The organism is Paenibacillus phoenicis (genome assembly GCF_034718895.1).
Taxonomy (GTDB): domain Bacteria; phylum Bacillota; class Bacilli; order Paenibacillales; family Paenibacillaceae; genus Fontibacillus; species Fontibacillus phoenicis.
The window spans coordinates 532,921-552,887 of the sequence record NZ_JAYERP010000001.1; the positions used below are offsets into that span (position 1 = coordinate 532,921).

The window sequence follows — 19,967 nt, forward strand, 5'->3', positions numbered from 1 at the left end:
TCTTCTGGTTCATTATTTGGGCGATTGTCATATGTTATAGGTAGGATGCAGGGAAAATTTGGTGGCTTGCCTGCATGACCAATGCTTGAAGTAAGGAGGAAGTTTCTTTGAACCATCCTCAAGAACGTGTGTGGACCCCGTATATTGGCCCATTCGATCCGTGTCCGCCGATCACGCAAAAAACCTACAGCACCCCTCCGCAGCTGTTTATCCACTTTCAACCTCCGAATTTGCCGCAGTTTAGCCCGATGGACGCCCTGAGACACGGTACGTTATGGCCGGCTTTGTACAGCCCTTATGAATCCAAATGGGGAAAAGGACGGTGATCCCATGTCGACAAATCCCAACAACCAACCGTTCGATCAGGAGTTTTACGAGAAGCTTGAGAAGCTGCAGGCGCTGGACTTCGCGCTGGTAGAGCTGAATTTGTATCTGGATACGCATCCGGATGATCTTGCCGCGATCCAGCAATTTAATCAGCTGACCCAGGAGCGGACGCAGCACGCAAATCATTTTCAACAGTTGTATGGCCCGCTGCAAAACTTCGGGCGCGCGTATTCGAAATTCCCGTGGGAATGGTCGAAAAGCCCTTGGCCGTGGCAGGTTTAGCTTTCCTGCCTTCCATCCGTGACGGGAAGCTAAAGGAGGTTAAACAGGAATTATGTGGGTGTATGAGAAAAAGCTGCAATACCCGGTACGCGTCAGCAAATGCGATCCGCGGATGGCGAAACTGCTGATCGAGCAGTACGGCGGCGCTGATGGGGAGCTGGCAGCAGCGCTGCGTTATCTGAATCAGAGATATACGATTCCCGACAAGGTGATCGGGCTCCTGAACGACATTGGGACAGAAGAATTCGCCCATCTTGAAATGATCGCCACGATGGTCTACAAGCTGACCAAAGACGCGACGCCGGAGATGCTGAAGGCGGCCGGGATGGATCCGTATTATGTGAACCACGACAAGGCGCTCTTTTACGAGAACGCGGGCGGGGTGCCTTTTACGGCGACGTACATCCAGGCGAAAGGCGATCCGATCGCCGACCTGTACGAGGACATCGCAGCCGAGGAGAAGGCGCGGGCTACATATCAGTGGCTCATCGACATGACCGACGACGTGGATATCCAGGACAGCCTGAAGTTCCTGCGCGAACGCGAAATCGTGCACAGCTTGCGGTTCCGTGAAGCGGTAGAAATTCTGAAAGAGGATCGGGAGCATAAGAAATTCTTCTAATTTTTGAAATGAACTTATTTTATCGTTGAAGGGGATCTGATCATGGCCAAAAATAAACGTGGAAAATCGCTTTGGAACTTACCTTCGCGCGGTCGTGGAACGTGTCCAGTGTGCGGAAGCACGCGAATCAAGCTGCTGTATGTCATAAACACAAGTGCAGGGCAACAGCTGAAAGTCTGCAAGAATTGCTCGAACGCCTCGCAGGCAAGAATTGATGCAGCAGGCCAGCAGGCGGGTTGAGTTAAGGAGTCAGTAGGGTACGAGGTAACAGGAGAGAAACGGCGAATTTCCGCTTCTCTCCTGTTTACGTTACCGCATTCTTTCAGGGTCTATGATTCTTCTTCTAGCTAATGTCTGTTACTCCTTGCATCGTTTGAAGATATCAATAAAGAAGTAATACAGAATTCAGTGTAAATAGAACCCCGAGTATTAAAAATAAGTTTCGAAGTTTATGTCTATTTCTCATCAAATACATATTGCTGGTTTTTTGGCCCACAGCAGGGCTATAGATATTTTAAGCATTCCAAGCATAATAAGTCCACTCTAGGTTTTTAACTTTTTTGATCTTGAATCAATTTCCACATTTGATTTGGAAGCGAGTGTGAGAAATAAGGCCTTTTTTTACCGCTAAACAGCAACGCAACGGACTCCATACCTCGATAAGCTGGGGGAAACCCGCTGAATTTTATTTTTGATCTGAAAACCAATAATATAGAATAGAGATCTTTTTTATTCGACGAATTATACAAAGTGAGGTGATGATGAGAATGAATTTGCTGGAGAGATGGACGCGCGGAGCGAAATTTGTTTTGATTCTGCTGGCCATCGTGTATGTGTTCTCCTTAGTGAGGCCGTTTTTTCGCCCAATGGAGGCCGTCATCGGGGCCCTTTTGATTCCGCTCCTGCTGTCCGGTTTCTTTTACTATTTGCTCCGCCCTGTGGTCCAGTACATGGAAAAGCATAAGATTCGTCGGTCCTTGGCGATCCTTATCCTCTATGTCGTTATGGCGATCTTGGCCATGGCCTTTATCGCGGTGGTCTGGCCGATGTTGCAAGCCCAACTGATCAATTTAGTGCAAAACATCCCCCAATTTATAAGCTTGCTTGAAGAGCGACTAAAGGAATGGGGAGAATTGCCTTTCCTTGCGTCCATTTTTCCTTCCGATTCCGGATTAGCCGACAATTTCTCGGAATACTTAAGCCAGGGAATCTCCTTCTTGACGAATTACTTGAGCGGTTTCTTCTCTTTCTTGTCCCAGTTCGCGATCGTGATGTTTACGTTCCCGATCCTGCTCTACTACATGCTCAAGGAAGGGCATCGCTTCAAACGCAGCCTGGTCAAGCTCTCGCCCATCCGTTATCGGAAAGAAGTGTATCGCGCTGCCATTGAAATGGACAAGGCGCTGAACGATTATATTATCGGCCGGGTGATCGTAAACGCAGCGTTGGGCGTACTGATGTTTATCGGCTTCCTGATCATTGGACTGCCGTATGCGCTGTTGTTGACGACGATTGCGGTTATTATGAATTTCATCCCTTTGTTTGGGGCGATTATCTCCGCCATTCCCATTGTCATTATCGGGCTCATCGAGTCTCCGTCTACCGGCATTTGGGCGTTGGTCATCATTTTGTTGGCGCAGCAGATTCAGGATAATGTGATCTCACCCTACGTGTTCGGAAAAAAGCTGGACATCCATCCGGTGACGACCATTTTGCTCGTTTTGGGAAGCGGCAATTGGTTTGGCATCATTGGGATGCTGATCGTCATCCCGGTGTATATGCTGTTAAAAATTGCCTGGAAGCGGATTTACAAGCTGTTCCTCCGGTCGCAATGGGAAACATTGTGAGGATTATGCTATAATTGGATTGTTCAGAAAGGAACAAGCAATCGAATACTAGGTAGCGAAAGGGTGCCGATAATGAAACGCAATACCATCTTGGCGGCGGCCGGGTTCATTGTGGTTGCCGCGTTGGGAAGTTATTTTCTTATCACGGGACAAGCCGATAAGCAAACGGAATCAAAAGCTCTAGACGCTCAGAGCATCAAGCAGATGGTTCATGACTACAGCGTGGGTAAACTCACCGCTAAGTCTGCTTCGATTACGTCCAGCCATTTGATCGTGGACGGGGATACGGCGGACTCGAAGACGTATGAACTGCCGAAGGACGAATTTTTCGTCTCGATCGCGCCTTACGAGAATCAGACACATCCTTGCGAGATTCATAGCTTGACCGGATGCCGCGGCGAGATGACGGAGCAAGAGTTTCAAGTCAACGTCACCGATGCGAATGGGAATACCGTGTTGGACCAAAAGATGACGTCCCAGGCGAACGGATTTATCGACTTGTGGCTGCCTCGCAATCAAACCTACCGGATTCAAGTCAGTCATGACGGTAAAACCGCCGAGTCGGAAATCTCCACATTTGATGGAGATCAAACCTGCATTACTTCGTTGCAGCTCAGCTAGTGCTAAACGTATAAAAATGACGGACCCTCATCAGAAGGGTCCTTTTTTTTGGATCGATAATTAGAACAAGAGGATTGCGCCGCCCAGCATCGGGGTGAGCACCATGCACGTTTTTAGCCAAGCCGCAGGCACGCGCTTCGTGAGCTTGGCTCCAATATACGCGCCGGTCATCGTGCCGATGACAACGGTGGCGAGCAATTGTACATCCAGGTACCCGATGGTAATGTAACCGGCCCCTCCGGCGAGGGCAATTGGCATAATGACCAGCATGGTTGTTCCGGCGGCGTATCGCATGGACATTCCAAGGAGCAGCATCAGCCCCAGTTGGATAAAGGGGGTCGACCCGATTCCGAACAGCCCCGATAAAGCGCCGGTAATGAAGCCAACGAGCGGTGCATTCACCCCAAAGCGCCAGCCTTTGCCGGATGAGGCGTCCATGATCTCGGGCGTCTTCGGCCGCCGGGAGACATAGGCCATTCGAAACCACAGGGCGAATCCGGAAGCGAACAGCATCCCGGAGGTCAAATATCCCAGCTGATCTTCGGGGATCAGGGATGACCAGCCCGAGCTGATCCACGCTCCCGCTGCAACGGTTAAGCCGACGACCACCCCGGGCCGCAGCTTCATATTCCCTTCCCGGTAATGGCTGATCGAACCGGAGAAAGGTTATCGCGGCGTTCGAGGAGAATTTTGCTACTGGTCATTTTACGTTAGCTTACCGAATTTTGTTGGTGTTGTTCCTGGTTTTTCAACCTTGGCTTGGAGTTGACCATTTTGGGAACGAGATCGATCTCGCTTCTTTTTCATGCTCATTTTATCTTGCAGTACCCAGCTGATCGTGATGTACTTCCTAGACGAAGTGTGATGAAAATTATACAATACGGGAAGTTAACAACAAGCTGCGTGAACTTTCAAATGAGGTGAAATGATGCAACGAACACAGAAATGGAGCAAACGGGCCGTGATCTTAGGCTTGACGGCAATGCTGATGACCCTCCTCTCCGGCTGCGGGGGAAATGCAGGGAACAAGGAGAAACCAACGGCCGCGGAGCCGGCCTCGAAACAATATTATATTTTTGATACGGTGGTTAACATCAAATTGTATGATGACCCGAAGGCTGAGGAACATTTGGATCATATCGATACGATGCTAAAAACCTTGGATCAGGAGTTAAGCCGGACCTTGGAGACGAGCCAGCTCTACAAAGTAAATCAGGAAGCCGGCAAACAGGCGGTTGAAGTGTCGGAGGATACGATGAAGGTGCTGAAACGCTCGCTTGATTACGCCAAAGAGACGAACGGGCTGTTTGATCCGACGGTCGGCGGGCTGGTGGATCTTTGGGATATCGGCCATGAAGGAGCCCATGTTCCGGCTCCGGAGGATTTGCAGCGGGAACTTAGCCTGGTGGGATATCAAGACGTAGTGGTCGACGAAGCCAAGCGCACCGTCTTTCTGAAACGGCCTGGGATGGTGCTGGATCTCGGCGGCATCGGCAAAGGGTATGCGGCGGACGAGGTTGCGGCCTATTTGCGGGCGGAAGGCGTCAAGAGCGCGCTTGTCGACCTCGGCGGCAGCAGCATCATCGTGATTGGAAACAAGCCTAATGGAGACAGCTGGAACGTCGGTCTACAAGATCCGGATAGCTCGCGGGGCACGACCATGGGAACGATCCGTTTAAGCGACCAAGTCATTGATACTTCCGGAATCTATGAACGTTACTTTATCGAGGACGATGTGATGTATCACCATATCCTGGATCCGAGAACCGGCGTGCCGGCGCAAAATAATCTAAAGAGCGTCACGATTCTGGCGGATAACGCAACGGACGCGGACGCGCTGTCGACCTTCGTTTATGTGATGGGCCTGGAGGAAGGGCTGCAATACATCGAGGACTTGAATGACGGGACGGAAGCGATGTTTATAACAAAAGACAACAAAATTTACGTCACGTCCGGTATCAAAAATTCGTTTAAGGTGACAGATCCGCAGTACACGCTGGTTGAATAATAGAAGGCTAAGGACGTTCAAGCGATTGGACGTCTTTCTTGTCTTATTTGCTTATCAGACGCTGTCTGAAGGATATTGGCATAGGGATCTGGGAACGTCAGCACCTCAAACAGAACGTCTCTTAGTAGGAAAAATAAGATTTTCCACATCCCCCAAAAGACTAGAAGGATCACTACCCATTTCTTGATGGACTTCATACTAGGTATCTCCGATGATAAATTTCAGTGTGTTTCGCCAGACGTTCTTTCTTCCTTTATACTAAAACGAAAGAGGTAAGGAGTTGGTTTCGATGAAATTGATGTTGATTTCGGATATCCACGGGTCAAGCGCTTGGCTGGATCGGGCGATGGCCAAAGCGGCAGAGGAGCAGCCCGATCAAATGATCATGCTGGGGGATTTCCTGTATCATGGGCCGCGAAATCCGCTGCCTGACGGATACGATCCGAAGCAGGTCGCGGCAACGCTTAACGAGCATAAGCATAACCTGATCGCTGTTCGCGGGAACTGCGATGCGGAAGTGGATCAAATGCTGCTGGAATTTCCGATGATGGCGGATTATGCCATGCTCTACTTGGAAGGACGTCGTATTTACGTCACGCATGGGCACGGATACAGCATCGAGCAGCTTCCGCCGCTAGCGCCGGGTGACGTGTTTATTCAAGGACATACGCATGTGCCGGTGGCCGACATCAAAGACGGCATTTATGTTCTGAACCCGGGGTCCATCGCCTTGCCGAAGGAGAATTTCCCTAATTCCTATGGCATTTTGAAGGCAGGGGCGTTTATCGTTAAGGATTTTGCCGGGGAGATCATCAAACGGATTGAGTTTGCTCCATGACAAACGAACGGGTCGAACAGCAGCTGCGCACCCTCCCGGCCGCGCCGGGGGTGTACTTGATGAAGGACGCGGCGGGAGGCGTCATTTATGTCGGCAAGTCGAAGAACTTGCAGCAAAGAGTGCGCTCTTATTTTCATGCCTCCCGTCACCGCTCCAAGAAGGTCGAGAGATTGGCGCATAACGTCAAGGATTTGGAGATCCTCAGGACCGACACCGAATTCGAAGCACTGATGCTGGAGTGCCGGCTGATTCGAGAACTGAAGCCGATGTATAACAAAAAGATGAAGAGTCCGCACGGTTATGTCTATTTGGTGATCCGCGACACGGACGGGATTTGGGACCTGGAGGTCGTCGATGTGCCGGAGGCCCCGGGAATCCGCCAAGTTTACGGACCTTATTCGGCGAGCCGACATTCTGTGGAGGCGGCAGTCCGGAGCGTTCGCGAAGCCTTGCGTATCGCTTGCAGCCGTCCCCGTTCCGCTCCCACTGGAGTACCCTGTTTGAACCATTCGCTGGGCTTATGTCTCGGCGCATGTTTGGGCGGGGAGGCGGTTGAACTCAACAACTGCGTGATGAACCGCTTTGCTGCGCTGCTGGATGGCTCGGATTCCAGCCTCCGGGAAGAGTTGGAGGGACGAATGCGGGACTCTTCCGAACGGGTTGATTTTGAAGCCGCAGCCAAACTCAGGGATGCCCTTCATGCCATCGATCTGTTTGCGAGACAAGAGGAGATCGCCGGATTTGTTGAGCAGAACGGGAATTTCGTGGTCCTGGAACGTTGGAGTGAGCGGAAGGCCAAGTGGTTCATATTGCGGCGAAATACGATCCTGTATAGCCGGAAGGTTGAAATTTCAGAAGGAAGCTCCCGAGCCTCTCTGTCTCTGAAAATGGCGGAGAAGGCATTGGCCTGTCTAAGCCATAGCTCTCCTCCCCTGACGGGCAAACCTACCCGAGATGAAATAGATGAGGCTCGGATCATCTACCGTTATTTACAAAGCAGTGAGTGCCGCTTCGCGCGGATTCCACAGGCATGGATTGAAGCCGCAGTTACGGCCCGGATCGCACATCTGCTAGAAGCGATCATCTGAAAGAATCGATGAAATGATCTTTCTATTGACGGCGCTTACAATAATAGTTTATGTTTAAAAAGGAAATATAAACCATTATTGTAATAAAGGAGGATTTGTGATGATCATGATCCGACCCAATGCTGTCCGTGACATCCAGAGAATACTCCGCACTTTCCTACTCTGTATGATTCTTGCTGCTTTGACCTTAAGTAACTCCATGTTTGTTCCTTCTGCCCAAGCCGCAGAGGGAGATTCCGGCATGAATGTGTCGAGAATTGAGCAAAGCGGTTTCCTGAAAGCCAACGGTACGGTGCTGCGGGACAACTACGGCACAGGCAATATCGTCAATCTGCGGGGGACCAACCTAGGCGGTTGGTTGTTGCAGGAGAGCTGGATGTCACCGCTTGGCGTGAAGGACGAATGGACGCTGCGTGAAACGTTGACGAGCCTGCATGGCGCGCAAACGGCGGAAAGCCTGATCAAAACGTATCAAGACGCTTGGCTGACTACGCGGGATTTGGACAATATCAAAAACATGGGGATGAATATGGTCCGCGTGCCTATTCTGTACCTGGAGCTGATGGACAAGTACGGCAATTGGAAGGCGGATCCGTGGAGCAAGCTGGATTGGCTCGTCCGCGAAGCGGGGAATCGGGGCATTTACGTTCTGCTGGATCTGCACGGTACGTTTGGGGCCCAGAACACCTTCGATAACTCGGGCGAGGTCAACTCGGATCCGCAGCTGTGGAAGAACCAGCAGTATCAGGATCGTACCGTCCGGTTGTGGGAAGGGATTGCAGCCCATTTTAAAGGCAATCCGACCGTGGCAGGTTACGATCTGTTAAATGAACCTGACCGGGTGAGCAAGGAGCAGTTGAACGCTTTTTATGACCGACTCTATAAGGCGATCCGCGCAATCGATCCCGATCATACGATCTTCATCGAAGCGGCCTGGAACTGGAACCAGCTCTATGACCCGGATACGTTTGGTTGGACTAACGTGGTGTACGAGATGCACTATTACGCGATGGCCGGCAACGAGGCTTCTGATTGGAATGTGCAGAACAATCTGGTGAACACCGCTTTGCAAGGACTGCGCGATCACCAAGCCCGGTGGAACGTGCCGGTGTATGTCGGAGAATTTTGCCTGTTTGATTTTACCGATCTGTGGGAGAAGTTCTTGGCTGGAATGAACGCCTCCAATATCTCTTGGACGAACTGGACGTATAAGGTCAGCTCGAACTACGGGAACTGGGGTTACTTCAACAACAACCCAAATCCGGTGCCAAACATCTTAAGAGACAGCCCGGCGACGATCGCCGCTAAATGGAGCAAATTTAATACTGAGAATTTTCGGCCAAACACCACACTGCAAAATTTGGTGAAAAAATATACGACCGGGTCAACCCCGCCTCCTACGCCTACCGGGTTCGTTTATTTGATTTCGGAAGCGAATAAGAAGATCGTCAGCGCGGAGAACGCCGGCAGCGCTCCGCTGGTCGCAAATCGCGATACAGCCCAGGATTGGGAGCTGTTCGAAATCATCAACAACAATGATGGAACGATTTCGTTGAAATCCAAAATCAATGGAAAATACGTCACCGCGGACTTGAACGACGGCGGCAAGCTGATTGCCCGCGGCGAGAGCATTCAACTATGGGAGAAGTTCCGGAAGGAACAGCTGGCCGACGGGACGATCGCCTTGTTCGCCTTGGCCAATGACAAGTACGTGACAGTGGAATTGAATAACGGAGCTGGACTGGTGGCTAACCGGGATCAGGTTGGGGGCGCTTGGGAAGCCTTTTGGCTGATTACCCAGTAATGGCAGCCGAAGCTCAGACAAAGGCAACGGGGAAGTGTATACGTCCCCGTTGTCTTTTTTAAGATATCAGAAAGTATAAACTTCGGGGCATTGGCATCCTGATATCGCAAGAAAAACTTCCGCTAAACGCGGTCTGTCTACTTTGAATGTACGTCGATAGACGTTTTTCTTATGCAAACTTCCGGACGGGATTCATTGATAAAATTTGCTTAAATTGGGAATAACATATCCACACTCTTTGGTGAAAGGAGGAAATCCCTTGCAGATCAAGGAACGCCTTCATTCTTCAGTCGATGAGAACATCGCATTATTCAAACGGATATTTCCCGGCGATTCCACTATTAAATTCCGTAAATTTCAACATCGAGGTCAGTGGAAAAGTCGGTGATTGGGCCACCCTAGGGGTTTACCGAAACGTTGATTACCAATTTGTCGACCGCCCCGGTCATGGAATTGTTTGATTTCGCCGATACGGTGAATACACCTGGCATTAGCAGCATACTCCCGATGATTAGCCTGAAGGATCATCAGCGGTCGAAATCCGGGTCAATACGCACACCGTAATTGGGACTTTTGATTACGTATTTAGCCAACTCGTTGTACAACAACATTATGGAGATGTGGGATTTTGCAATGAAGACCTATGACTTCTACGAATTTCCATTTCAGGTTATTTTTCCAATCTTGTTGCTGCTGGGGGCCGAGATCAAGAGACGTTGGGGAACTCGGGCGAAATTAGGATCATGCTTCGGTTTACAAGGAATGCTGATTGACATATCATGAGGCTATATCATACATACGGAAGGAATGTGGAGATGGAGAGACAGGCTGTCAAGCTTTCTAGGCCGGAAGCGATGATCTTTGACATGGACGGGACGTTATTCAAAACAGAAACGCTGCTCATACCGGTTTTTCATAAGGTGTTTGACCAGTTGCGAAAAGAAGGGTTGTATGCCGGGGAGACGCCGCCGGAAGAATTGATCCTGAGCTGCTTGGGGATGCTGCTGCCGGACATCTGGCGCCGGGTGATTCCGAACCATAGCGAGACGGTGCATCGCCGGGCCGATGAACTGCTGCTGGAATATGAGCTGGAAGGGCTGCAGCAGCTGGCTACCGAGTTGTATCCGCAAGTGCCGGAAACGTTGCAGGAGCTCAAAGCACGGGGCGTACGGCTGTTTGTTGCCAGCAACGGGCTAGAGCATTATGTCAAAGGAGTGGCCGAGGCGCATGGAATTGCTCCGCTGTTTGAAGGGCTCTTTAGCGCAGGGGAGTTTCAAACGGCGACCAAAGTCGATCTCGTCAAGTTGCTCCTAGATCGGCATGGCATCACCCGCGCGTGGATGATTGGGGACCGCTCCTCGGATGTTGAAGCGGGCAAACGGAACGGGCTAGCCGTGATCGGCTGCGCCTATGCCGGCTTCGGGGATGACCGGGAGCTGGCCGGCTCCGACGTGCGGATTCGCAACTTCGATGAACTGATCTCCTTGTATGATCAGGCGGCGGAGGAAGCGTAATAGGCAAATAACAAGCAGTAAGCCGCTTCCCTCCTAATTGGAGGGGGAAGCGGCTTTTTGCTTATGCAGCCATAACGCGTATTCCAGCGGCCTAATGATCGCTGCGCGGTACGCTTGGGAGTCGCCCGATTGATGGAACACTTCGCGGGCAGGTTTGGGGTTCACCTCAAGCAGGTAGATCTGGCCATGGCGGTTGATCGCCAAATCTAGTGCCAGCTCGCACAAGGCCCCAAACGTCTCCTCGAGGTAGGCTGCGACCTCCAGACTGAGCTTCTCCGCCGTCCGGCGCACCTCCTGCTGCCGCTCCTCGCTTGGGATCCACTGCTTCAGCAGCGTATTCATCGCCACGGCATGACCGCCGCCGTGGAGATTGGAGGTGACGCTGCGGGGAGGACCCACCCTTCCGGCGCAGCCGGTCACTTCCCATTGGCCTTGACCGTTCTTCTGCACCAGCATCCGGTAGTCGTGAACGCGGCCGCTGGGCAGCTTGATCTGGATGCCCTGCTGGGCGATGAAGCGTCCGCTTCCTTTCCAGCCCAGCAGGAACGTGCCCAGCCGGGATTTGTGGATTTTCTGGGGAGCGATGATATTGCGGTTCTGTCTCCGTCCCTGGATCAGGAAGAGATTGCTGTCCAGGCGTTCTACCCGCAGGATGCCGCGGCCTCCCGTGCCGTTAATCGGTTTGACGTAGACGGCGGAATACTTTTTGAGCAGGTTAAACACATCGCTGCTGCTTTGAAATAACACCGTCTCCGGCAGGTTGGACCGGAATCGGCTTTTGCGGGACAAGGTTTGATATATCGTCCACTTATTGCGCAGCGGCCGGTTGAGGAAGGTCAGATGACGGTAACGCGCCCGAAACTTCAGCAGCTGCTCGAACCGCTTGCTGCGCTGGATCCGGCAGCGGTCAAAGATCAGGTCTGGGAAGCTGCGCCATTTGCGGAACCATTTCTTGCCCTTTGGATCGTACTCGAGGGCAAGGATCTGCTTTTTCTGGTCAATCACGTCCATTGGGGTGAACACGAATATGTCCAGGCCCATTTTTTTTCCCTCAGTGATCATGCGCTGGTAGATATGGCGTTCCTCCAGCAGCTTCTTGTCATTGAGGTACAAGGTCAGGATGCCCAGGACGGGTTGTGACAATAATATCACCTTCTTTGCTGGTATGGGAGACCGACGTTGCAGGCGTTGGGGAAACGGGCCGGGTCTCCAGCAGAAGCAGCGGTTTCCCGTTCGGATCCCGGGTCAGGCCCGAAGCGTAAATCCCTGCACGAAAGCACATGCGCAAGCTCTGAATCTGACTCAACGCCACCCGGAAGCTAAGCTGCCCCAGCCGAGTCAGCTGGGCTTGGAGCAGCCCCGCGCCGATCCCGCGGCCGCGGTACAGCGGATGGACGACGACGACGCATAGCTTGCGGCCGTAATCCATGACGCAAGAGGCGCCGGCCAGCCGCTCCCCGTCCTCCGCTCGGATGCGGGCAACGAGCAAGGAGCAGCCAGGCCGCTTCAAGTCACTTGGCGTCAGCCGGAGCAGATTCCGGAGGACGGTGGGCGGAACGCGGCCGGAGTTATATTTTCGGATGAAAGCTAATATTTCACTGTGCTGCGGCTCCCAAGGAGTCTCATCGTCCACGAACACGGCTCGGATCTCCATCACGACCGTCCTCCTTTCGTGTTGATATTCGTTCGTTTCAAGGTTTGTGTTTCGGTTGGCGGTATAAATACTGGCTGTATTGAAAAATCCGCTCCAGCGATTTCTTGCGAATATGCGGCTCATCGAACTTCATCGGCTTGGCGTTCGCTTCGAAAAACCACAGGCGTCCGTCGGTGTCCACCCCAAGATCCATGGACATCTCCCCAAGCAGGAAGCCCGATTCCTTCTCGATTTGCTTGGCGATCAAGAGGGCGCTGGACTTAATCCGGCTGAGGAGCAGTGTCGTCATATCGGACCCGAAGGCGGGGAGAAGCATCTTCTCCGGGTCTTCAATGCTGCCGCCTTGCGGAACATGGGTTGTAATCCGTTTCGGTCCGGCCAGACGGGCGCCGATCCCGGTCACCATCCAAATGCCTTTGCCGTTCTTTTGCACGAGCACGCGCATGTCGAAGTGGCGTCCACGATAGGAGGTTAGCTCGATGCCCTCCTGCATGATGTAGGGCGTCATCCCGGCTTCTCTTTTGATTCTCCTCCACAACAAGGGCAGCTTGGCGGTTCGATAAATGATGTTTCGGCGCTTCTTCCCTTGGATTGTCAGCCGGTAAGGTCTCGGATGATCCACGTCCAGTCGTAGCAGCATGATCCCTTTTCCGGCTTTTCCGCCCTCAGGCTTAAGGTACAGGGAGCCGTATTTCTCCAGCATCGCGGTCAGCGTTTTGGGTCCTAGCATTTTTTTCGTGTCCGGCACAAGCGTTTTGGTCGCCCGGCCTTTCTTCAGCCATTCAAATAGTCGCCGTTTATTGAAGAAAAAAGGATTAAACAGATGAATCGATTCATGCTGGATCACCTCATCGATTTTGCGGCGCACCTCCGGCTTCTTCTCATCCTCCCGGAGGGGGATGCGGTTGTAGATGACGTCGGGCAAGGGGAACCAATGCTTCTTCCACGTCTTCTCCTCCGGGTGGAACAAATATCCTTGGACGCGTTTGGCGCTAAGCTTCAAGTCTTTGGCCGTTAAGACATATACGGGACAATCCAGCTCTTGCCCGGTTTTGACGAGGTCTCTGAAGTTGCTGCGGTTACCGCGGAATAGCCGGACGTTATCATCCACGGTCAGCACGGCGACGACGGGCTTCTTCTCGTTCAATACTGGATTGTTCATGAGCCATCTCTCCTCCGGAATTTGCTCAAGTAGAGGCAATGATCCAGGATGTGGTCTACTGACGCCTTCCCTTCTGCCCGAAGTGAAGGGTGTTTAAAGATCGAACGGCCTGGCTTGGCGTTCGCTTCGAACATCCAAATTTTCTCTTCCCGGTCGATCCCGATATCAAATCCGATCTCGCCGATCAAATGCTGCTGATGGGATTCAATCGCTTCGGCCAACGTGATCGCGACGGCTTTCGCGTTCCGCAGCACCTCATCGGCACGCGAGCCAAATGCGCGGGTGAGCGCCTGCTCTGGAGTGAGCAGGGAGCCGCCGTTCTTCAAGTGCGTGGTTACGCTGCCTTTGCCGGCTTTTTTCGCGCCGATGCCAACGACAACCCATTGGTTCTTCCCGTTCTTGTGCATGTGGAAGCGGAAATCGATCGGGCAGTTGTCGATTTCGATGAGACGAATCCCCTGCTGGGCCACGTATCCGCGGAGCGCCCGGCCGTGTCTGGCTTGCAGCGTGCGCATTAGGCTGTTGAAGGAAGAGAAGCGCAGCAGGGCGTTCCGGCCATTTTTCCGATACCTGGCATAATAACCGCTTCTCGGGATGTAGGACAGGCGATATATCCCGTTGCCCAGACTGCCGCTGTTCGGCTTGTAATAAACCAGGGAATGCCGGTCCAGCATCTCCTTAATTTGCTCCGGCGTCGGACTCATAATCGATTCGGGCACGTAGCGTCCCACCGTCGGGTCTTTCTCCAGCAGGCGGTAAATATCGGATTTATTAAAAAAACTCCAGTTAAAGAAAGGAATCCTCCGGCGGACGAACCGGTCCCGAAGCTGACTGATCGAGCTGGTCGTTTCGGCTCGGCGACTGGGGAGGCGGTTATACACCACGTCGGGCAGCGGTACCCGCTTCCGCACGAACCGCCCAGCTTCGTTCAGAAAGTAGCCGTTCACCGTTTCGTCTCCCCAATGGATATCCCGCGGGGTGAACGCGAAGATATAGGATATCCGGCTTCCCTGCCGAAGGAGTTGCTTGATGAATGCGGTGCGCGAGCCAAACGGGTTCGTTGGCGAGGACGTGGGGCCGTCGGACAACACGCCGATAAGCGGGCCGATCTGCACTTCTCCCTCTTGCTGGCTGCGGAGGTAGACGCCGCCGGGTTTGGGGATTTTAATGCCTCTGCGAACGCCGCTGGCAAGGTACAAGTGGTTTCCCGCTTTATTAATCCGTTTGATGGTGGCGGGGACCCGATCTCCCCCGAGTCTCAGATGAACCAACTTTTTTCCGGACAGCTTCAGATTCTTCATAAGAGCCCCTGACACGTAAACCACCCGGTCGGGGGCTTGCGTGAAATGGACGTTGCAAAAAGTCAAACTCATGGATTTTATCCTCCTAAAAGTGATCAGGGTTTGCTCAGCAGTAAATAGCGGGCATAGCCTATCGGATTTTCCAGCGACCTTCTGGCGGTTTCCGGATCGCCGATCCGAAAGAACGAGGAGCGCCCCGGTTTGGAGTTGACCTCCAGCACCCATACACGGCCTTGGCGGTCAACGCCGAAATCAAGGCCCAGCTCCGCCAGCCTGCCGAAACGGGTCTCCAGATAGGCCGGAATCAAGAGTGACAGTTTGCGGATTGCGGCTTCAGCGGCTTTGCCTTCAGACTCCCCGAGTTCGCGAATGAGATAAGGCAGTGCCCGATGGGCGGTACCGCCTCCATGCAAATTGGAGGTTAGCGAATCCTTGCGGCCCGCGCGGACCGCCATCCCCGTCAAGCTCCATTCGCCCTTGGCGTCTTTCTGCATGAGGACGCGGACATCAAAGGGTTCGCCGTCCGAGCTGTTCAACTGCAAATACGGCTGAACCAGGAACGGCTGTCTCCCGGTAAAGCGGTCAATCCAATCCAGCCCTGCTCGCTTGGTGGAAAAGCGACGCCGGAAGACCGTATTCCGCCCGCTCCGGCCGACAACCCTGACTTCATCACGCGGCAGATGCCATTTGACGTGCAGCGTCCGTTTGCCGTGCGTACCGTTCCGCGGCTTCAGGAAGGCTTCCCCGTCATGGGCTTGCAGCCATTGGTCCAGCTGAGCCTGCCCTTGGTACAGCGCCGTTTCCGGTAAATATTCGGCAACCTCCGGGCATTCAAGCAGAGCTTGGTATACCGCCCATTTCCCCGCAAGACCCCGGGCCAAATAAACGAAGGGATGCTCTTTCGCCAGCCGTTCGAGCAAACGATGCTTGCGCAGCTGCTGCTTGCGGTCATGGATCAGGCAGCGGTCGTAAATGATGTCCGGCCGGGGGCACCATTTGCGAATCCAGGTTCCGTGTTCAAAGGTGTAGGCGGGAATGCCGGCAGCGTTCCCCAAAGCGATCCAGCTGAGGCAGAAGACGTACACGTGAAGCCCATGCCTTGCGCCGATGCGGCATAATCTGCGGCAGAACGCAACTTCCGCGAAGGGGAGCGGACCGCTGCTTTCGGAGACCAGGATGCCAACGTTCCCTTGTGATGTTTTGTACATGGCTGATTCCCTCCTTCCAAGAGGCCCTCCAAGGGCAACCTCTAAAAGCCGGACAAATAGCGGGTATATTCGATCATTTGCTTGACCGAAGGGCGGATTTTGTCTTCGCCGATCGGAGTATTATCGTTCTTGGACGGCTTGGAGTTGACCTCCAGCAACCACACCCGGCCGCTCGTTTCCACCGCCAAATCAATCCCGAACTCCCCGAAGTGGGCCGGGATTTGCGCATCGACGCTCTGGGCGACGTCCAGCGCCACCTTCTTCAGCTTTAAGGCGAGTTTGCTTTTGATTCCAGCCGGCAGCGAGCTGCGGGCAATCGCGTCCTTCACCTTACTCAGCGTGCCGCCGCGAGCCAGATTGGACACAAAATGATGGTTCCCGGCGATCCGGGCCACGATGGAAGTCGTATTCCATTTGCCGTACAGGTTCTTCTGGACCAACGCCCGAAAATCAACCGGCCTATGATCCACCTCGATCAAGTGAAGCCCCTGCTGGATTTGGTAGCGAGTCGTTTTCATTTTGCCGGATAACGCGGTGAACAGCTTAGCGAGGCTCGGATATACTTGGCGCTGTGCGCCACCAACCTGGGTCGATAAGGTCTGGAAGGCGCCGCCTTCAAGCCGCGAGATACGGATGATGCCTTTGCCCAAGCTTCCCTTGATTGGTTTCAGGAAGACGACGGGATATTTGCTGCACATCGCTTTCAACATCGCGTAATTGCGAAACAGATGCGATTCCGGCAAATAACGCTGCACGGAGGCATCTCGGCTAAGCGCGTCGAACACTTCGGTTTTGTCGAGATATTTCTCGTTGAAAAAATGGCTCCCGTAGCGGGATTTTACTTCTTTCATAAAATGCTGTACGCTAGGTTTGTTCTCCAATTTCCGCGAATTCAGCCGGTTGTAGAATACATCTGCGGCGGGCAGCTGGGTTTGCTTCCACCCGTTGCCATAGACCCAGCCCGAGATCTGGCTTGTGCTGGTGCCGATATGATTGGGGGTAAAGAAATAGACGAATACCCCTTGGCGCGAGCAGGCGTTCACGAGCTCTTTGCAGAACTTGGTCATTTGGCCAAACGGCCGTTCCGGATTACCGGGGAAATCCTGACTGAGCAGAACTCCTAACAGCGGACCCAGTTGAAGGGTCGAGGAATGCGGCCGATAGATGAGTCGCAGCGGCGACCGCGGTTGGATTCCCATTTTTCTAGCCAGACCCGAGCTCATGCGAACTCCGTCGGATCTGGATAAGGGAATGACCTTCACGCGGTGCCGAAATGATCCGAAGGTGAGTAGAAGCGGAAGATGCGTTGGGATTTTCCACTGTTTGATCAGCATGTCTCCGAGCACGAGAATGTCGTCTTCAAGAATGCCCGGACTCATGATTTGTACCGTAATTTTTTTGGAGGGCATGAATGCGGATCTCCTTCCAAGCTAAGCTAGAGTCTTGGATGCAAGTAAAGATCATCTGCGTAAAATGCATGTAATGCATCATATGAGGACATAGAATCCTTGGTGATTAACCTATGCCCGTTTTCGGCGGCTTCCGGGCGAAGGAATAAAGCGATTTACTCCTTGCCAGGCGCGGGCCGAAGACGGATATCGCGGAAGATAGTTAGGGCAGCAGCCTAAGAGAAAGAAGGAGGAAGAGAGGGTGCCCGATTGGCTTTACGTGTTGGTGAGCGTCGCGGTGGCTGCTTTTGTCGGCGGCGTGACCAACCATTTTGCGATTAAAATGTTGTTTCATCCGCGCAAGCCCATACATATCGGCAAATTTCACGTTCCCTTTACACCGGGACTGATCCCGAAACGCCGTGACGATATCGCCGAATCATTGGGTCAGGTGGTGGCCGAGTATTTGGTGACGGCCGAAGGGCTGCAGGAAACCGTGCAGCGTCCGGCGTTCCGGAACAAGGCGGAGAATGCCTTGCGCGGCTTCGTGGAACGCGTAAGCTCCAGCGAGTTAACGCTTCGGCAAGCGGCACTCCGGGTGTGGAGCGAGGAGGAGTTCGAGGCGCTGAAGTCCAAGCTGGCGGCTGGGGCTAGAGCAACGGCGATGCGGGGGCTGGCGCGTCTATGGGAACATGCGGACCTAAGCAGCCTGCCAGTGAAGCGGCTTGTTCCCGGTTGGTCTGAGGAGAACCGCAAAGCCTGGAGCGCTGCGCTGGCCAGTGCGTTACTGGGCGTCGTGGAAGAGGAACTGCTGTCGGCCAACGGACAGCGCATGCTGTCGAAAATGGCGGCGGGGCTGATGGACCGGGCCGGCGGATTCCTTGGCACGATGGCGGCGATTTTTGTGGATGAGGACAAATTGGTGCAAAAAATGACCCCAGCGCTCGTTCAGGCGCTGCGGGGCGAGGAAGCTTTAAGCAAAACCGCCCAAGCGATCGAGACGCGGCTGGAGCTGTACGGCGAGAAGCCGGTGGCGGAACTGCTGGCGCTCTTAACCGGCGAAGAGGCGCTAAGCTGGCTGAGCGGCAAGCTGGAGCAGCTGCCGCTGGAGCGTTGGCTGGAGCAAGCGGAGAACCGACCGATTCGCTCGTTGATCGAGCCGTGGAAAGCGTCGGTGCAGGGCTTCGTTCCGGTGCTGACCGAGCGGCTACTGCGCTTGATTGCCAAGGGCATTCCGGCGGCGATGCAGGCGGTGGATTTGCCGGGCCTCGTCGAGGAACAGGTGCAGAGATTCCCGATCGAACGGCTGGAGGAGGTCATCCTCAGCGTCTCCGGCAAGGAATTTCGCGCCATTACTTGGCTTGGCGTATTGCTTGGCGGAATCATCGGCTTGTTCCAGTCGCTGTTACTGCTATGGTTGGGTTAGGCTGACGGGCGAGGGCTTGACGGTTGAACCGCCCGCCCGGGTTACAGTCGTGGGCTATGGGCCACGCAACTTGCTCTAACGCTTATGAGGAGCGCTAATGGTGCCGAAAAGAGGGAAATGAAATTCTAACGCTTACTGTAGAGCTTATTTCCCGTTTTTCGCGATAAACAGCGGTATTTTCGGTTCGATAAGCTTTCTGATCAGCGTTAAAAATTGTACTCCTCGTTTTTTGGGCAAATAAGCTTCTTGATCAGCGTTAGCACAAGAACGCAAGAAAGCGAGCTAGAACGGAAGTTAGATAGTAAGCTAGAAAGCAAGCTAAAAAGCAAGTTAGAAAGCAAACTGGAAAGCAAGCAGGGGACAGACTCGTCTTACGCCCGCTTGGATTACACTAAATCAAATTTGGAGGTTTAACTTAATGAACATTTATGACAAAGCACATGAACTGGCGGCAGCCTTGAAGGACAGCCAGGAGGTAGCCGAAATCACGGCAGCGATGAAGCTGGTGGAGGCCGATCCCGAAAGCAAACGGATGCTCGACGATTTTCGGGTTCGCCAAAATGAAGTCCAGCAGCGAATGATGGCTGGAGAGATGCCGACGCAAGAGGAAATGGAACAAATGGAGAAACAGTTCGAGGTGCTGAGTCTGAACTTGAATATCCGTCGTCTGTTTGACGCCGAACGCCGGCTTAGCGTGATCATTCAGGACGTCAACAAGATTATTACGGACAGCCTGGTCCACCTGTACGGCGCGGGGATCTAACTTCGCGCTTTTACGCACGCTTTCTTGATTCACAAGTTTCTATCATATTCCTGCAGCCCCGTTCATAGAGATAGAAGAGACAAGGGGAAGACCTCATCAACGTATCTCGTAATC

Annotated in this window: 21 protein-coding genes; 14 read left to right on the forward strand and 7 right to left on the reverse strand. The window is 53.2% G+C overall.

All coding sequences use genetic code 11. The annotated features are described in order from the left end of the window. Window positions 1-107: 107 nt before the first annotated feature. The 6 genes from U9M73_RS02420 (at window position 108) to U9M73_RS02445 (ending at window position 3,699) form a co-directional block, all read left to right on the forward strand. On the forward strand, window positions 108-326 hold the full coding sequence (locus U9M73_RS02420; protein ID WP_009227055.1) for a spore coat associated protein CotJA: 219 nt from the start codon (window positions 108-110) through the stop codon (window positions 324-326). Between the two features lie 4 nt (window positions 327-330). Then, window positions 331-609, forward strand: a complete 279-nt coding sequence (locus U9M73_RS02425) for a spore coat protein CotJB (RefSeq protein WP_009227054.1) — start codon at window positions 331-333, stop codon at window positions 607-609. 52 nt (window positions 610-661) lie between these two features. Further along, the gene (locus U9M73_RS02430; protein WP_009227053.1) at window positions 662-1,231 is read left to right on the forward strand and encodes a manganese catalase family protein; all 570 of its coding nucleotides are present in this window, start codon (window positions 662-664) and stop codon (window positions 1,229-1,231) included. Window positions 1,232-1,273: 42 nt separating this feature from the next. Then, complete coding sequence (locus U9M73_RS02435) at window positions 1,274-1,471, forward strand: hypothetical protein (protein ID WP_083791541.1); 198 nt, start codon at window positions 1,274-1,276, stop codon at window positions 1,469-1,471. A 518-nt stretch (window positions 1,472-1,989) separates the two neighbouring features. Continuing rightward, window positions 1,990-3,078: an AI-2E family transporter gene (locus U9M73_RS02440; protein ID WP_323076153.1), complete on the forward strand. Its 1,089-nt coding sequence runs from the start codon at window positions 1,990-1,992 to the stop codon at window positions 3,076-3,078. 72 nt (window positions 3,079-3,150) lie between these two features. Next, a complete protein-coding gene (locus U9M73_RS02445) occupies window positions 3,151-3,699 on the forward strand; it encodes a CueP family metal-binding protein (RefSeq protein ID WP_009227051.1) in 549 nt (182 codons plus the stop codon). A gap of 60 nt (window positions 3,700-3,759) precedes the next feature. Here U9M73_RS02445 and U9M73_RS02450 read toward each other — a convergent pair whose 3' ends face one another. Next, window positions 3,760-4,326, reverse strand: a complete 567-nt coding sequence (locus U9M73_RS02450; RefSeq protein ID WP_407673871.1) for a sulfite exporter TauE/SafE family protein — start codon at window positions 4,324-4,326, stop codon at window positions 3,760-3,762. A gap of 301 nt (window positions 4,327-4,627) precedes the next feature. On the opposite strand from U9M73_RS02450, the gene U9M73_RS02455 reads away from it, so the two are divergent. From U9M73_RS02455 to U9M73_RS02480, 6 genes are all read left to right on the forward strand, one after another. Further along, window positions 4,628-5,707: an FAD:protein FMN transferase gene (locus U9M73_RS02455; protein WP_157273556.1), complete on the forward strand. Its 1,080-nt coding sequence runs from the start codon at window positions 4,628-4,630 to the stop codon at window positions 5,705-5,707. A 289-nt stretch (window positions 5,708-5,996) separates the two neighbouring features. Further along, on the forward strand, window positions 5,997-6,545 hold the full coding sequence (yfcE, locus tag U9M73_RS02460; RefSeq protein WP_323076155.1) for a phosphodiesterase: 549 nt from the start codon (window positions 5,997-5,999) through the stop codon (window positions 6,543-6,545). Continuing rightward, window positions 6,542-7,633: a GIY-YIG nuclease family protein gene (locus U9M73_RS02465; protein ID WP_323076156.1), complete on the forward strand. Its 1,092-nt coding sequence runs from the start codon at window positions 6,542-6,544 to the stop codon at window positions 7,631-7,633. The genes yfcE and U9M73_RS02465 overlap by 4 nt, the downstream gene beginning before the upstream one ends. 241 nt (window positions 7,634-7,874) lie before the next feature. Further along, entirely contained in the window at window positions 7,875-9,437 is a 1,563-nt protein-coding gene (locus tag U9M73_RS02470) for a cellulase family glycosylhydrolase (RefSeq protein WP_323076157.1), read from the forward strand. A 417-nt stretch (window positions 9,438-9,854) separates the two neighbouring features. Then, complete coding sequence (locus tag U9M73_RS02475; RefSeq protein ID WP_009227045.1) at window positions 9,855-10,001, forward strand: hypothetical protein; 147 nt, start codon at window positions 9,855-9,857, stop codon at window positions 9,999-10,001. Between the two features lie 251 nt (window positions 10,002-10,252). Further along, window positions 10,253-10,951: an HAD family hydrolase gene (locus U9M73_RS02480; RefSeq protein ID WP_260071506.1), complete on the forward strand. Its 699-nt coding sequence runs from the start codon at window positions 10,253-10,255 to the stop codon at window positions 10,949-10,951. Window positions 10,952-10,984: 33 nt separating this feature from the next. Here U9M73_RS02480 and U9M73_RS02485 read toward each other — a convergent pair whose 3' ends face one another. From U9M73_RS02485 to U9M73_RS02510, 6 genes are read right to left on the reverse strand one after another with little or no spacing between them, the layout of a single operon-like run. After that, complete coding sequence (locus U9M73_RS02485; protein WP_323076159.1) at window positions 10,985-12,094, reverse strand: YheC/YheD family endospore coat-associated protein; 1,110 nt, start codon at window positions 12,092-12,094, stop codon at window positions 10,985-10,987. Beyond that, window positions 12,051-12,605, reverse strand: a complete 555-nt coding sequence (locus tag U9M73_RS02490) for a GNAT family N-acetyltransferase (protein ID WP_323079048.1) — start codon at window positions 12,603-12,605, stop codon at window positions 12,051-12,053. Before U9M73_RS02490 ends, U9M73_RS02485 begins: the two co-directional genes overlap by 44 nt. Before the next feature lie 37 nt (window positions 12,606-12,642). Beyond that, window positions 12,643-13,767: a YheC/YheD family endospore coat-associated protein gene (locus U9M73_RS02495; protein WP_009227040.1), complete on the reverse strand. Its 1,125-nt coding sequence runs from the start codon at window positions 13,765-13,767 to the stop codon at window positions 12,643-12,645. Next, window positions 13,764-15,140 carry a YheC/YheD family endospore coat-associated protein gene (locus tag U9M73_RS02500; RefSeq protein WP_323076161.1) on the reverse strand — a complete coding sequence of 459 codons (1,377 nt, stop codon included), beginning with the start codon at window positions 15,138-15,140 and terminating at the stop codon, window positions 13,764-13,766. The genes U9M73_RS02495 and U9M73_RS02500 overlap by 4 nt, the downstream gene beginning before the upstream one ends. Before the next feature lie 23 nt (window positions 15,141-15,163). Further along, entirely contained in the window at window positions 15,164-16,276 is a 1,113-nt protein-coding gene (locus U9M73_RS02505; RefSeq protein WP_323076162.1) for a YheC/YheD family endospore coat-associated protein, read from the reverse strand. Window positions 16,277-16,317: 41 nt separating this feature from the next. Continuing rightward, window positions 16,318-17,685 carry a YheC/YheD family endospore coat-associated protein gene (locus U9M73_RS02510; RefSeq protein ID WP_323076165.1) on the reverse strand — a complete coding sequence of 456 codons (1,368 nt, stop codon included), beginning with the start codon at window positions 17,683-17,685 and terminating at the stop codon, window positions 16,318-16,320. A 241-nt stretch (window positions 17,686-17,926) separates the two neighbouring features. On the opposite strand from U9M73_RS02510, the gene U9M73_RS02515 reads away from it, so the two are divergent. Together U9M73_RS02515 and U9M73_RS02520 are read left to right on the forward strand one after the other, a co-directional pair. Next, window positions 17,927-19,090 carry a DUF445 family protein gene (locus tag U9M73_RS02515; RefSeq protein ID WP_323076172.1) on the forward strand — a complete coding sequence of 388 codons (1,164 nt, stop codon included), beginning with the start codon at window positions 17,927-17,929 and terminating at the stop codon, window positions 19,088-19,090. Between the two features lie 418 nt (window positions 19,091-19,508). Next, window positions 19,509-19,853, forward strand: coding sequence for a YlbF/YmcA family competence regulator (locus U9M73_RS02520; RefSeq protein WP_323076174.1), 345 nt, complete (start codon window positions 19,509-19,511; stop codon window positions 19,851-19,853). The last annotated feature ends 114 nt before the right edge of the window (window positions 19,854-19,967 follow it).